Genomic DNA, 14,337 nt, shown 5'->3' on the forward strand with positions numbered 1-14,337 from the left:
GCCCGTCGCGGGGCGAGGGCGGTGGGACTCAGCGGGCTTCGACCTTCACGCGGTAGGTGCCGACGGCGTCGGCTTTTCCGTAGACGACGAGTTGGTAGGTGCCGTCGAAAGCGAGGGTGTGAGGCCCCTGGTCTTCGGGCATCTGGCTGAACTCGTTGTTCATTCCGGTTCCGCCGAAGACGATGCTTTCTTCGGGGTCGTAGAGGATCCAGTTGAGGTTCGGGGCGCTTTCCCGGGCGTCGAGGAATATCTTCTGGCCTTTTTCGGCGGTGAACTCGTAGACGTCCTGCGCGCCGGGTGTCTCGATGTTCCCCGCTCCGGCGGCAGGTTGACCGTCGGAGATCTGCTCGCCGAGTCGCAGGGTGACGGTCTCCTGGGACGGTACGGACCACAGCTTCGCGCGATAGGTGCCGACGGCGTCGGCTTTTCCGTAGACGACGAGTTGGTAGGTGCCGTCGAAAGCGAGGGTGTGAGGCCCCTGGTCTTCGGGCATCTGGCTGAACTCGTTGTTCATCCCGGTTCCGCCGAAGACGATGCTTTCTTCGGGGTCGTAGAGGATCCAGTTGAGGTTCGGGGCGCTTTCCCGGGCGTCGAGGAATATCTTCTGGCCTTTTTCGGCGGTGAACTCGTAGACGTCCTGGGCACCCGGGGACTCGATGTTCCCCGCTCCGGCGGCGGGCCTGTCCTTCGTGAGGAGGTCACCGAGCGCGATCTGGAACGGCCCGGAGGCGGCCAGGGTCCTCCCGGGGGTCGCGGAGGAGCCTCCCGGTGTCCCGCCCCAGTTCGGAAGCAGGATCAGAGCGAGGGCCGCGACGGCGACCGCGGCGGCGGCCGCCACGACGACCGCGACCGGTCGCGGGCGCCGGCGGATCCCGGTCCCGCCGGGCCGTCCGCCGCCACTGTCGTCGTCGGCGACGGTGGCGACCACGGCGGTGGTTGTGGCGGTCGGCGTGTCGGTGTGGGTGGCATCGGGGACGTCGCGCACGGTGTAGAGGTTCTTGATGGTCTCCTCCACGGTCGTGCCCAGCTCCCGCTCGTCGTCGGAAGGGCGTCCCAGGAGGCGTTGGAGGAGCTGGTGGGCGGTGGGCCGGTCGGCGGGGTTCTTGGCCAGCGACTGCTCGACCAGGGGGCGCAGGGAGGCGTCCAGGCCGTCCAGGTTCGGCGGCCGGGTGAGGATGCGGGCGACGGTGGCGGGCAGGGAATCGGTGGCGAACGGGTTCCTGCCGGTCCCGGCGTAGGCGATCAGCGCCCCCCAGGCGAACACGTCCACGGCGGGGGTGAGCGGGGCACCGCTGGAGTCGAGGCGTTCGGGCGCCATGTACGGCACCGTGCCGATGAGCTGCCCGGGTTTCGAGGAGCTGAGCACCGTGCTCGAATCGATCTCCCGGGCGATGCCGAAATCGATCACTTTGGGGCCGCCCAGTGCCAGCATCACGTTGCTCGGCTTCAGGTCCCGGTGGATCACTCCGGCGCTGTGGATGGCGGTCAGCGCCGCGGCCACGCCGATCGCCAGGCCGTGCAGGTTCGCCGGGGTGAACGGCCCGCGGGTCCGTACGGCCTCGGTGAGGCTCGGACCCTCCACGTACTCCACGACCAGGTAGGGCGGGTCGTGGTCCGGGTCGGCGTCGAACACCTCGGCCGTGCAGAAGGGCGGCACCTGCCGGGCCCGGTCCACCTCGCGGCGGAACCTGTGCCGGAACTCGGCGTCGTTCGCGAAGCGCCCGAGAAGGGTCTTGACGGCGATCGGGCGGTCATCGGCGCCACGGGCGAGATAAACGCTGCCCATACCGCCCTGGCCGAGCCGCCCGAGTAACCGGTAGGGACCCACCCGGGACGGATCCCCCGATTCCAGCGGTTCCACCGGAATGGTCTCTTCGTCGGCCATGCCGAATCTCCCTGACGGCTGCGCATGTTCGGTCACGCCACGCGTTCACGGTGAATGTCCGCACCCGTCGCCGGACACATTCCACCGGAGCGGCACACAGGAGGCATCTTCGCGTACATCATCCCGGGTGCGCCAGGGTGATTTCAGTTGATTTCCGGATCTTTCATGTGGGAAAAGCTCGTATGGACTCCCCGCGCGTGTGAGGACGCCGGTCCCGGAATCGCCTGAGGGTCCGCGTGCCGATCGCGGCGCCCCTGAACATGACGAGGCCTCATATCGGTCCGGTACACCGGCTCGGCGGCCCGGCCGCCGGGGCGCAGGCGCGCAGGCGCGCAGGCGCGCAGGGTCGTCGGGTCGCCGGGAAAAAGATTCGAAGCCCCCTTCACCTGGCAGGACAACCGTAATCGGAGACTGTCAATGACGCCGTGAAACCGACGTGAAACCGTTGTGAAACTGATCCCCGAAAAGCTGACTCCGCCAGCAAGGAACAACCCCAAGAGGAGGTGTTTCAGATGCGGAGTGAGGTCTACGCCCCGAGCGAGGTCTACGCGCCCAGCGAGGTCTACGCGCCGAGCGAGGTGTACGCGCCCAGCGAGGTCTACTAATCGGTGAATTGAAAGCCGATATCCGGCGGGAGGGGATTCCAGCAATCCTCTCCCGCCTTCTCAACCAGTGATCGGCTGCTCGAGAAAAGGGTAGGATATTGGCGGGCTTGCACACCTATACGCGCGCGGATGATGTCGCGTGGGGGGATCTGGAATTCCCGCCCGTGGTCGAGTTGGACACCGTCGGACTGCAGCGCACCTGGAGCGCCTGGTTCACGCTGACTCCCACGGTGGGCGGGCCGCTCTGCGCCGAGAGCACGCCGCTGCTGCTGGCCCTGCTGCGCGACGAGAACCAGGACGAACTTCTTCCGCACTGCTCCCTGATCCTGCAGGGAGACTCACGGTCCTGGCTGGCGAGGCAGGCCAGGCAGGACGTGTTCCTGGGAGACTCGCCGGCGGCCGTGGCGGCGAACACCGGACTGGAACCGTGGCTGTTCCTCAACCGCCAGATCGCCGAATGGCCCCACCAGTCCGTTCCGCGGCGCGCGGTGCTCGTCAGGATCCTCACGCAGCTCGGGTTCTACCGGCTCGCGGCGGAGCTGACCTCGGGTGACGGCGCCGGTGCCGCCGGTGCCGCCGGCTCCCACCCCTCCGGCGACCACCTCGCCTACGAGACCGCCCGGGCGCTGCGCCAGCATCTGCGCGATTCCGCGGTGACGGACGCCTTCGCGAGGCTGGCCACCGAGGGAGAGCTGCCGGTACCGCGCGTGCTCTCGTGCACCCAGCTGATCTCGATCCTGCTGCGGGACCGGGGAGGCGAGCGCGGGAGCGACTACTGGATGGCGTACGGCCAGGAGTTGCTGCCCGCGCTGGACGAGGTCGAGCCCTGGTCGCGCGCGCTCACGACGAGCAGGTTCTGGCGGGCCGCGGCCTTCCACCGGATCACGGACAAGGACGCGGACGCGGCGCGGGCGGCCATGGACGCGGCGTACGAGGCGGGTGCCGAGGCCGAGAGCCTGGCCGCCGACTCCCAGCAGTGGCACAGCGCCCGGGAGAACACCAGGCTGCTCCTCGACGTGACCGTCAAGGCGGGCACCATGCTCCACCCCGCCGACCACGTGGAACGGGCCGCGGAGGAGCTGCTGCGGGTGGACGGGAACGAGCCCTCCGCGCGCTACTTCGCGGGTGCCTGGTTCCAGCGCGACGGCGACGTCAAGCGGGCGGCCGAGGAGTTCGAGCGAGGCGCCCAGGCCGGTGGCCTCAGGGGAGCCGGCGCGGCGTACAAGGCGGTGCTCTGCCGGCGGGAGCTCGCGGACGCGGACGGAGCCGCCCGCGCCACCCGCCTGCTCTTCGAACTCGACCCCGCCGCGCTGCTCCCGGGGGAGACCACCCCGGAGGGCGCATGACGACCAGGGAGGCCCCGGGCGACGGAGGCCTGCGGACCACGACGGAACCGCAGGACCCCGGCGCGCCGCCGGACGGCCGGGGAGGGCGGGGAGGGCGGCTGGGCGCGAGGATCTCCGGCGGCCTCGGACGCGATTTCTGGCTGCTCTGGGGAGGCTGGTCGGTCTCGAGCGTGGGAAACGGCCTGACCGTCACCGCGTTGCCGCTGCTGGCCGCCGACCTCACCAGCGATCCGGCGACGCTCTCCCTCGTCGGGATGGCGGACAAGCTTCCCTGGTTGCTGCTCGCCCTGATGGGAGGCGCGCTCGCCGACCGCTGGGACCGGCGCCGGGCGATGTGGGTGTCGGACGCCCTCCGGTGTGCGATCCTCGTCGTCCTGTTCGTCGCGGTTCTCGGCGGCTGGGCGTCGATCCCGCTTCTCATGGTGATCGCCTTCGGCATCACGTCGATCGAGACCGTCTACGACAGCTCGCGCTCGGCGATCCTCCCGATGACGGTCCCGCAGGACCGAAAGGCGCTGGAGCGGGCCAACAGCAGGCTGATGACCGCCAACACGGTCGCCCTGAAGTTCCTGGGACCGGCGCTCGGCGGCGTGCTCTACACCGTGGGCAGGGCCGTGCCGGTGGGCGTGGACGCGATCAGCTTCGCGGTGAGCTCCGTCTTCTCGTTCCTCATGCGCGGCGATTTCCGTGCCGACGGCGCCCGGGGGGCGACGACCGCCGGCACGAAGGACGCGAAGGGCACGAACGACACGAGACCCCGGCGCGCGATGCGCAGGGAGATCGGCGAGGGCGTGCGCTGGCTGGCCCGCCACCGCGTGCTCCGCGTGTTCACGCTGGTCGCGGGCCTCACCAACATGTGCACGGTCGGCCAGCTGGCGATGCTGGTGCTGTACGCGCGGCAGGTCATGCAGATCAGCGACGTGGCGTACGGCCTGCTGCTCGCCTCGGTCGCGGTCGGCAGCGTGACCGCGGGCTTCACGTGCCGGATGTTCACCCACCGTCTGGGGCCGGCGAGGTCCGCGCTCGGCGGGGTGATGCTGGGCGCGCTGGGCTTCACGATCCTGGGGTTCACCAGCGAGGTCGCCTTCGTCGCGCTCGGCCTCGCCGTCACCGGTTACACGGCCATGACCTGGAACGTCACGACCGTGTCGATCCGGCAGACCATCGTCCCGAGGGAGCTGATCGGACGGGTCAGCAGCGTGAACAGGCTGGTGGCCTTCGGGCTGATGCCGGTCGGCATCCTCCTGGCCGGCCAGATCGCGACCCACGTGAGCCTGGAGGCCGTGTACCGGGCAGGCGGCCTGTTCGGGGCGGCCGTCTCACTCATCGGACTACTGACGCTTTCCAACGCCGCAGTCGAGAAGGCCCTGCACGAGGCGGAGGCCAGGTAGGCGATCGACCGGCGTACCGCTGAGCCCGTGCCCCAGCCGGCGCGGATCCCAAGAACGGAGAACGGTGTCATGGCACTCGAAACATCGACGGCGCGCGAGATCAAGGTGAGCCGGGAGCGCGTCTGGCAGGCATGGATCGACCCCAAGGAGGTCCGCGCCTGGCTCAACCTGCACGACGCGAGCATCCCGGCCGAACCGGGCGACCCGCTTCGCTGGCACTTCAACCGGGGAGGGCGGGTCGATCTCGTCTTCACGGGGACGTTGCGCGAGGTCGACCCCGGCGTGTCCTGCTCCTACGACTGGGACGTGCCCGGGAACGACGAGCCGACCTCGGTGGAGGTGGGGTTCGTCCGGGTCGACGAGGACAGGACCGAGGTAAGGGTGCGCCACTCGGGCTTCGGCGACTCGGTCCGCTCCCGGGTGGAGTTCGACGCGTACGACCACCACTGGTGGCACTACCTGGAGCGGCTCGCGGCCTACCTGGAGCACCGGCCGTTCCAGTTCCACAAGACGCTGACACCGCCCAAGACGGGCATCATCCCGCTGGGGGTCACCCCGGAGACCGGGATGGTCGTGCAGGACGTGGCGATCAACTCCGCCGCCGAGTTCGTCGGCATCCAGCCGGGCGACGAGATCCACGCCATCGACGGCGTCACGCTGAAGGAGATGGAGGACTTCCACCGCTGGCTCGACGACGCGGTGCCCGGCCAGAAGGCGACGTTCACCCTCCAGGACCGCACGGTCGAACTGGTGCTGCGGCCGTTCACGGCCTGACGTCCCGGGATGGTCATCGTGGACGAGTTCCGGGCCGCGCTCGCCCGGTTTCCGAGCGGCGTCACGATCGTCACGGCACGGGGGGAACGGGCGGGCTCGCACGGACTGACCGTGAGCGCCTTCTGCTCCGTCTCCGCCGAGCCTCCGATGGTCCTGGTCTGCATCGCGCGGTCCGCGCGCACGTTGCCGGCCGTGCACGAGTCGGGACGTTTCGCGGTGAGCATGCTCCGCCGGCACCACGACGCCGTGGCGCGGCTGTTCGCCACGACGTCCCCGGACAAGTTCCAGGGCACGTGGGGGTCGCTCACCCCGGACGGCCCTCCGGTCGTCCCGGACGCGCTCTTCTCGCTGGAGTGCACCGTGCACAGCGCGCTTCCCGCGGGAGACCACGAGGTCGTCATCGGGGCCGTGCAGGCGTACAGCGTGCGCGACGGTGCCCCGCTGGTCTACTACCAGCGGGCCTTTCACCCGCTCGCCACCGCCTTCTCCGGAGCAGGCCCGGGTGATGCGTCCCTGCCGCGTGACGACGCGCGCCCGGGCGAGGCGGGTGGGTTCACGAACGGGAGGTCGCGAAGGAGCCGCGCCTCCTGACACGGCGGCGGGCCGGAGCCCGGGTGTCGTGGCGCGCCGGTGGGCCGGAGCCGCGCCTCCTGACGCGGCGGGCCGGGGTCCGGGTGTCGTGACGGGCCGGTGGGCCGGAGCCGCGCCCGGCCGATCCGCCTTGACGCCGCGCGCGGGCCAGTGTTGTGATCTTCATGCGAAAGGGGGATCGGGAGGACGGGCTCCTCGAAGGAGGGTGCCGCATCCCGACTATCGATGGAACATCGCCACCTCGGGCAGAGCGGCCTGATGATCAGTGAAGTCACCTTCGGGAACTGGCTCACCCACGGAGAGCTGGTGGAGCGGGACCAGGCCGTCGCGTGCATCCGGGCGGCACTCGACGCGGGCATCACCACCTTCGACACCGCCGACGTCTACGCCCAGGGGGCGGCCGAGGAGGTGCTGGGTGCCACGCTCGACGGGGTGAGGCGGTCGTCGCTGGTCCTGGCCTCGAAGGTCTGCCTGCCCACCGGCGACGGCCCGAACGACCGCGGCCTGAGCCGCAAGCACATCATGGAGTCCTGCGAGGCGTCCCTGCGCCGGCTGCGCACCGACTACCTCGACCTCTACCAGGCGCACCGTTTCGACGAGACGACCCCCCTGGAAGAGACCCTGGTCGCCTTCGACGACCTGGTGCGCCAGGGCAAGGTGCTCTACCTCGGTGTCTCGGAGTGGACGGCCCCGCAGATCGCGTCGGCGCTGACCGTCGCCCGCGACCTGGGGCTGCGCGGCCGCATCGTCTCCAACCAGCCGCAGTACAACATGCTGTGGCGGGTCGTCGAACCGGAGGTCGTCCCGCTGTGCCTGCGTGAGGGCATCGGCCAGCTGGCCTTCCAGCCGCTCGCGCAGGGGGTGCTGACCGGCAAGTACCGCCCCGGCCGGCAGCCGCCGGAAGGGTCGCGGGGAACGGCCGGCGGGAGGGCTCCCACGTTCATCCGCAGAGTGCTGGGCACGCCGCTTCTCGAACGCGTGCAGGGGCTGCTCCCCGTCGCCGAGGAGTGCGGCCTCTCCGCCGCCCAGCTCGCGATCGCCTGGGTGCTCCGGCAGCCGGGGGTCTCCTCGGTGGTCGCCGGCGCCACCAGGCCCGAGCAGGTGACCGAGAACGCCTCGGCGTCCGGCAGGACGATCGACGAGGACGCCCTGAAGCGGGTGGACGAGGTGCTCGGGGATCTCGTCGACCGGGATCCCGCCAAGACCGCGCGGATGATGGCCGTCAAGCCGGGCTGGACGAGAACCGAACCGGCCGGCGGATAGCCGGGAGGTACCCGTCCGCGGGGATGCCGGACGCGGCCGGCCCCGCCCTGGCGCCGATGCCGTCCGCGTTCCGCCGGCCGATACCGGTTCGCCGCGATGCGTCCGCTCACCGCGATTCTCCGCGGGGCCCTCCACGCGGGGGATCCGCGTCCCGGGGTGATGTTCACCGGAATGACCGAAATAGTAGGACCTTATGGGGGTATACGTCCTGTTCCTAAGTCGCCCGGCCGCACATGAGGGTAAATCAGCATTTTAGGGTGCGGTGGAATACGCGACGACGTACGACATTTACGTATAATGACTGGTAGCAGACAAGAGGTATTGGGGGCTACCGGATGGCTGTGTTTTTTCGTGTTCTCAAACAGGCTGAAATCGCCGCATACGTGCACATGACTGGCTTGGGGCGCCGTCAGCGCGAACCGCTCGCGTCGATGTCGCCGCGCTTCGACGAAGGGGGCATCGCAGGACGACCGCGGGGGATGGAGCCGGGGAGCCGCCGTGTCAAGGCCGGTCACGTCCCGCCCGTACGGGCCTCGTCCGGCAGGCCGACACCGAAGCCCGCCCTTCGCCGAACCTGATCGAACAGGGCCGCACTCACCGGAGTGACGTCGCCCGAGCCGCGGCTGTCCCGCAGCCTGGTCGCGGCGGTCCCATCGGGACCACGGGCGCCGTCGAACCGCGTGCGGAGGGTTCCCGTTCCGTCGTCCGCGACGCGAAGGCGGAAGCGACCCCTTCGACGGTGCCGTCTTCCCCGGGCGCGTGGCCGGTGAGATCCACCGGTCTCCCTCTCCGGCCGTATCGCAGGCCGCCCGCTCCTGGCGCGACGGCACGGTCCCGCCCTGCCCTGCCTATGCCGTGACGGCGGCGCCTCACCGAGCGGTCGAACACGCCCGTCGCCGGTCGAACGCGCCCGTCGCCGATCGAGGCGACCGCGGGCGTCCGGCGATTCCGGCCCGTACGAGACCGCCGTTCCGCGACGACGTACCACGGCGGAGGAAACGACCTTCCCATGAAGAGGCTGATGTCCCTTTCCCACCCGTGAAGGACAACACATGTCGCCTAACACCCTCCTGGAGGGCGAGGTACAGTTCCACGTTCTCGGGGATCTGGCTGTCACCGTGAACGGTGTCGAGGTACAGGTACCGGCCCAGAAGCCGAGGAAGCTGCTGAGCATCCTGCTCAGCAGAGCGGGGCAGTCGGTGCCGGTCCCCCTGCTGTCGGACATCCTGTGGACCAAACAACCCAAGAACCCGCGCAAGGCGATGCAGGTCTACGTCTTCCGCCTCCGGCACGTTCTCGGTCACGACCGGATCCAGCAACGGGGTGAGGGCTACGCGGTGGTCACGTATCCCGGCGAGCTCGACGTCCACAGGTTCGAGGCGCTCGGCAAGCTGGCGATGAACGCCAAGATGCGCCGTGACCTGAAGGAGATGGGGCGCCACTCCGCGGAGGCGCTCGACACGTGGCGCGGCATGCCGTACGTGGACCTGGCCGAGAGCGCCGTCGCCGCCCACGAGGTCAGCCGCCTGGAAGAGCTGCGAACCTCACTCCTGGAGCTTCGCATCGGCGCGGACATCGGCCTCGGAAAGCACTTCGAGGCCATACCCGAGCTGCGAAGCCTGATCATGCGCTTCCCGTTTCGCGAACGCTTCCGCATACTGCTGATGCTCGCCCTCTACCGGACCGGCCGCCAGGGGGAGGCGCTGGAGGTGTTCCAGGAGACCCTCGCGCTGCTCGACCGGGAGCTGGGAATCCTGCCGGGCCGGGAGACGAGCACGACGCACACCCGCATCCTGCAGTCCGATCCGTTCCTGATGTCCGCCGACGCAGTACTGGAATGCCTGGGGGAGGTCCGTCCGGAGGCCGCCCATCGGTGAAGGCGGCCGGTGCCGTTCACCTCCGCGCGGGGAGTGCCGGATGTTCCGGACACACCCCGGCGGGGGTGGGCCGCACGCCGGTTCGCCGTACGCCCCCGGTGTTCTCCGCCGAACGTACCGGAACGGCGCGCCACCGGCCGATCGACGTTCCCGTCAGCGGGATGGAGCATCGGACCTCTGATCCGACGGTCGCGGGTTCGAACCCGCGACCGCACGGCCCGTCGCTTTTTCCTCGCCCGGTACGGCCGGCGGCAGGACACGTCTTTTCACGCCGGATCTTTCGGCGTAATCACAAGGGAGTGGGAACCAAAGGCTGGTGATGCCTCGCATTCGCCGTGTTCTTCTTGGCGTCGATCGTCGCCGTAAGTATCACGGTGGGCGGGCAGGGGATTCCCATTGGGCAGAAAGCCCCTGCCTCGGACTGGTTCGACCACTTCATCCGGGCAGTCGGCATTCTGGGCTTTTTCGCCACCGTCCTCGCGTCGGGGCAGAACTCGAATCTCCCTCCGCGGCGGGGGCACGGCCGGATGGACCCTCAGGGTCGCCAGCGCGTCCGCCCCCGCGCGGACGGGTCCTGCTCCGGCACCCCCGGGCGTTCGACACGGACGGGGTCGCCGCGGACGAGCTCGTCGTGGACGCGCCGGCGGGCGGTGGTGGCGGCGCGTCCCGCCTGCGCGTCGCCGTCCTCGAGGCGCTGCCGCAGCAGCCGCATGGCGAGGCGGCGGTTGAGGCCGAGCTGCCGCTCGGTGTCGACCACGACGACGATCCCCGAGGGCCGGTGGGTCGCCCGTACCGCCGTGCTGACCTTGTTCCGGTGCTGGCCTCCGGGGCCGCCGGTGCGGCAGGCGACGACGTCGACGTCGGCCTCCGAGAACGTCGTGCGCGGGACGTCGACCTGGCACGGCCGGGCGACGACGTACCAGTTCTTGCGGCCCGTGCCGGTCCGGTACGGGCTGGGGGCCTGCCAGCACAGGGTTCCGGTCCACGAGGCGGCGAACGCCTCGGCGCCGGTCCCCGAGATCCGCAGCAGGACCGACCGGTAGGTGCCGGGCCGGTCGCCGGGAACGGTCTCGGCCCGGTGGGTCTCCACGTTCCGCAGGGTGGCGTCGGCCTCCAGGCGGCGCAGCAGCCGGGCCAGCGCCCAGGCGCACTCGGCCGGGCCGCGCCCGGCCGACAGGAGCAGGTGGACGCTCACCGCCGGCCCCGCTCGCGGCGCCGCTCCCGCTGCTCCCGCCGGGGCGCGGACCCGAGGTCGGCCGTCTTGTAGGTGACCAGGGGGATCGTGGTGGCCACGGGCGTGGCCAGGTCGTGGGCGACGAGGTCGGCGATCACCTGCTCGATGCGCTTGTAGGCCGTCGGCGCCTCCTCGAAGAGCAGCTGGCGGTCCCCGCACACCACCAGCGACCCCACCGGCGTGCGGCGCAGCTCCTCGACCGTGTGCTTGGCCCGGCCCCGGCGCAGGGCGTCCGCGCGCGACATCTTGCGGCCCGCGCCGTGCGCGACGGAATGGCCGGCGTCCGGCCCGGCGTGGGCGGCCACCAGGTAGGAGGGGGTGCCGCGCGTACCGGCGATGAGCACGTCGCGTCCGTCGCCCGGCGCGGCCCCCTTGCGGTGCAGGTAGGCCCCGTCGCGGACCTCGACCAGGTTGTGGCACTGGTCGACGAGCGGCTCGGCGGGCTCGGCCCCCAGGGCGTGGGCGACCCGGGCGGCCATCAGCCGCCGGTTGAGCGATCCCCAGCGCACGGCGTCGTCGTGCATCGCCAGGTAGGCGCCGGGATCGGGCGCGGGGCCCGCGCCGTGGACCTCGGTGTGCGCCCGCAGGATCCGTTCGCCCAGCCCCCGGGAACCGCTGTGGACGACGAGGACCAGGTCACCCTCGGCGAGTCCGAGACGGCCCGCGTGGCCCGCATCGAGGACGGTCCCGATCCGCGCCAGCTCGACGAAGTGGTTGCCCCGGCCGACCGTCCCGAGGCCCTCGACGTGACCGGCGGGGATGTCGCCCTCAACGACGGCCCAGGCAGGGTCGCCGGCGTCCCGCTCGGGATCCAGCGCGCGATCGAGGTCGGGGAAGCGGGCGGCGAGCCTCTCGGGCACGGCGCGCTTGAGTCTCATGGGGAACACGGCGATGCCGCACCCGATGTCGGAGCCCACCAGGAACGGGTACAGCACGGTCGAGGTCATGGCGGCCCCGATGGGGGCGCCCTTGCCGGGGTGCAGGTCCGGCATCGCGGCGACGTGCGTCATGCCGTCGAGGGCGGCCACCTGGTGGCACTGCGCGAGGGCGTCGGACTCGATCCAGCTTGAGGGGGAGGCGAACACGGTGACGGTGGCCGGGCCCGCGGCCGCGGTCGGCGGCGGGGACTCCTGCCCGGAGGGTCGCTGAGACAAGAAGGCTCTCTCGAAAAGGGTGGGGGCGGCGGCGTCACGGGGCACACCGGCGCCGTGGCGTCCCGGGGGAACGGGGGCACGGGGGCACGGGGGCACGGGGGCACGGGGGCACGGGGGCACTGTCCGTCAGAGCGTCATGACCACCACGTTCCCCGAGCCCCGCCACCCGGGGCAACCGGTTTTCGGCCGTACGGCCCCCCACGCCCGCGCCCGCCGCCGCCCCCTACGCCCGCGCCCGCCGCCCCGCGACGCGTGCGTTCACCTCGGCCGGCACGCCGGAGATCCAGGGCGGGTGCGTGCGCTCCCGTCCGACGGCCCTGGCCCGCGCGTCGCGGAGAGCGTGGCCGGGCCGGGTCAGTCGACCAGGCCGGCGCGGTGGGCGGCGATGGCCACCTGTACGCGGTTCGTGGCGGCGAGCTTGTCGAACAGGTGGGAGACGTGGCTCTTGACCGTCGCCTCGCTCATGTTCAGGCGGGCCGCGATCTCGGCGTTGGAGCGGCCGAGCCCGACCTCGGTGAGCACCTCGCGCTCGCGGCCGGTCAGGGTCTCCAGCCGGGCCAGCGCGTCACGGCGGCGCCGGACGGGCTGGTCGACGGTGAGCCGGTGGATCAGCCGCCGGGTGACCCGCGGGGACAGCATCGAGTCGCCGCCGTGCGCGAGACGGATCGCCCGGATCAGGTCGTGCGGCGAGGTGTCCTTGAGCAGGAACCCGCAGGCTCCGGCCTCCAGGGCGGCGAAGACGTGCTCGTCGCTGTCGAACGTGGTGAGGATGACCACCGCGGGTGGCCGGGCGAGCCGGCGGATGGCCCCGGTGGCGGCCAGGCCGTCGTACCGGGGCATCCTGACGTCCATCAGGACCACGTCGGGCCCCAGGCGGCGGACCGCGTCGACGGCCTGGCCGCCGTCCTCGGCCTCGCCCACGACCTCCACGTCGGGCGCGGACTCGATGATGAACCGCAACCCCGCGCGGATGAGCGACTCGTCGTCAACCAGCAGTGTCCTGATCATGTGATGTCCCCGGGGATGCGTCTGCGGCGTGCCACGGCAGCCGACCCTCAAGACGCCAGCCTCCCGTATCGTCCGGCCCGCCGCGCACCGTTCCGCCGATCAGCCGGAAACGCTCCGCCAGTCCCACCAGGCCGACCCCGGCGCCGGTCTCCTGACCCGGCTGGAGCGATCGCCCGTTGGCGACCGCGATCGTGACGCCGTCCTTCCTGCTCCCGGTCGCCGTGACCGTGACCGGGGCGCCGGGGGCGTGCCTGTGCGCATTGGTCAGGCCCTCCTGGACGAGGCGGTGCGCGGCCCTGGCCGTTTCCGGCGGCCAGGTGCCGATGTCGCCGTGCAGGGTGACGGTCCCGCCGGCCGACACCCAGGAGTCCACCAGCCGCCGCAGGTCGGGGAAGCCGTCGTCGTCATCGCCGGGCCCGGCGCGCAGCACGCCAAGGATCTTGCGCAGCTCTTCGAGCGCCTCCTGCGCGCTGACCCTGATCAGCGCCGCCTTCTGCCCGACGCGCTCCGGCCCCGCGCGCGCGTTCACCTCCAGGCCGCCCGCGTGCAGCGCGATGAGCGCGACCTTGTGCGCGAGCACGTCGTGCATCTCCCGGGCGATCCGGCCGCGCTCGGCGGACCTCGCCTGCTCGTCGCGCAGACGCCGCTCGGTCTCGGCGCGTTCGGCGCGTTCACGCAGCGACCGGGTCAGCTCGCGGCGGCTGGCGGCGTACACCCCCGCCGCCAGCGTGACCCCGGTGGCGGTCACCGCCGAGACCAGCGCGTCGGTGTCCAACCGGCCGCCGTCCACCCACTGCCGGGCCAGGAACCCCGCCGTGCCGATCGCCGCCAGCGCCGGGAAACGCGTGCCCGCGCCGGAGAAGAGGCCGATCAGCAGGGGGCCCGGATTGCCCGAGAGCACGTACGCCCCCGCCCCGGCGACGGCCGTCGCGACCGGCCACCGGCCCCGGAACCACACCGCGCCCGTGCCGGCCAGCCCGGCGGCGGCGATGACGGGTCGCGGCAGTGGCGCCCACGGCGTCTTGACCGCCAGGACGGTGAGGAACAGGCAGAGCGCCACGGAGGCCGCGCCGATCGCGTGTGGCCCGAGCGCGGCCACCCGCCGTGACACCGCGCGGTACGACAGCATCGGCCCAGCGTAGCCAGGGCGGCGGCGCGCCACCTCATACCGGGGGCGACGCCGGACGCCGGGCGTCTCCGACTTTCGTC

11 protein-coding genes are annotated in these 14,337 nt (G+C 71.5%); 6 read left to right on the forward strand and 5 right to left on the reverse strand.

The genetic code is table 11. The features are described from left to right. Positions 1-28 precede the first annotated feature (28 nt). A complete protein-coding gene (locus tag ACLQ2R_RS31420) occupies positions 29-1,885 on the reverse strand; it encodes a serine/threonine protein kinase (protein WP_425964749.1) in 1,857 nt (618 codons plus the stop codon). 769 nt (positions 1,886-2,654) lie between these two features. Here ACLQ2R_RS31420 and ACLQ2R_RS31425 point away from each other — a divergent pair. The 6 genes from ACLQ2R_RS31425 to ACLQ2R_RS31450 all read left to right on the forward strand — a co-directional run bounded on the left by ACLQ2R_RS31425 (position 2,655) and on the right by ACLQ2R_RS31450 (position 9,732). Further along, positions 2,655-3,836 carry a hypothetical protein gene (locus ACLQ2R_RS31425; protein WP_425964751.1) on the forward strand — a complete coding sequence of 394 codons (1,182 nt, stop codon included), beginning with the start codon at positions 2,655-2,657 and terminating at the stop codon, positions 3,834-3,836. Further along, entirely contained in the window at positions 3,833-5,227 is a 1,395-nt protein-coding gene (locus tag ACLQ2R_RS31430; protein ID WP_425964753.1) for an MFS transporter, read from the forward strand. The genes ACLQ2R_RS31425 and ACLQ2R_RS31430 overlap by 4 nt, the downstream gene beginning before the upstream one ends. 69 nt (positions 5,228-5,296) lie before the next feature. After that, positions 5,297-6,001 (forward strand): SRPBCC domain-containing protein, encoded by a 705-nt coding sequence (locus ACLQ2R_RS31435; protein WP_425964755.1) that lies wholly within the window; start codon positions 5,297-5,299, stop codon positions 5,999-6,001. 9 nt (positions 6,002-6,010) lie between these two features. After that, positions 6,011-6,592: a flavin reductase family protein gene (locus ACLQ2R_RS31440; protein WP_425964757.1), complete on the forward strand. Its 582-nt coding sequence runs from the start codon at positions 6,011-6,013 to the stop codon at positions 6,590-6,592. A gap of 225 nt (positions 6,593-6,817) precedes the next feature. Next, positions 6,818-7,855 carry an aldo/keto reductase family protein gene (locus tag ACLQ2R_RS31445; protein WP_425964759.1) on the forward strand — a complete coding sequence of 346 codons (1,038 nt, stop codon included), beginning with the start codon at positions 6,818-6,820 and terminating at the stop codon, positions 7,853-7,855. Between the two features lie 1,052 nt (positions 7,856-8,907). After that, positions 8,908-9,732: an AfsR/SARP family transcriptional regulator gene (locus ACLQ2R_RS31450; RefSeq protein ID WP_425964761.1), complete on the forward strand. Its 825-nt coding sequence runs from the start codon at positions 8,908-8,910 to the stop codon at positions 9,730-9,732. Between the two features lie 535 nt (positions 9,733-10,267). On the opposite strand, the gene prfH is transcribed toward ACLQ2R_RS31450, so the two are convergent. The 4 genes from prfH to ACLQ2R_RS31470 all read right to left on the reverse strand — a co-directional run bounded on the left by prfH (position 10,268) and on the right by ACLQ2R_RS31470 (position 14,257). Beyond that, positions 10,268-10,927, reverse strand: coding sequence for a peptide chain release factor H (gene prfH / locus ACLQ2R_RS31455; protein ID WP_425964763.1), 660 nt, complete (start codon positions 10,925-10,927; stop codon positions 10,268-10,270). After that, a complete protein-coding gene (locus tag ACLQ2R_RS31460) occupies positions 10,924-12,120 on the reverse strand; it encodes an RNA ligase RtcB family protein (protein WP_425964765.1) in 1,197 nt (398 codons plus the stop codon). Before ACLQ2R_RS31460 ends, prfH begins: the two co-directional genes overlap by 4 nt. A 354-nt stretch (positions 12,121-12,474) precedes the next feature. After that, positions 12,475-13,128, reverse strand: coding sequence for a response regulator (locus ACLQ2R_RS31465; RefSeq protein ID WP_425964767.1), 654 nt, complete (start codon positions 13,126-13,128; stop codon positions 12,475-12,477). Continuing rightward, on the reverse strand, positions 13,106-14,257 hold the full coding sequence (locus tag ACLQ2R_RS31470) for a sensor histidine kinase (protein ID WP_425964769.1): 1,152 nt from the start codon (positions 14,255-14,257) through the stop codon (positions 13,106-13,108). Before ACLQ2R_RS31470 ends, ACLQ2R_RS31465 begins: the two co-directional genes overlap by 23 nt. Positions 14,258-14,337 lie beyond the last annotated feature (80 nt).

The sequence above is a fragment of the Streptosporangium sp. DT93 genome (assembly GCF_049844535.1).
Taxonomy (GTDB): domain Bacteria; phylum Actinomycetota; class Actinomycetes; order Streptosporangiales; family Streptosporangiaceae; genus Streptosporangium.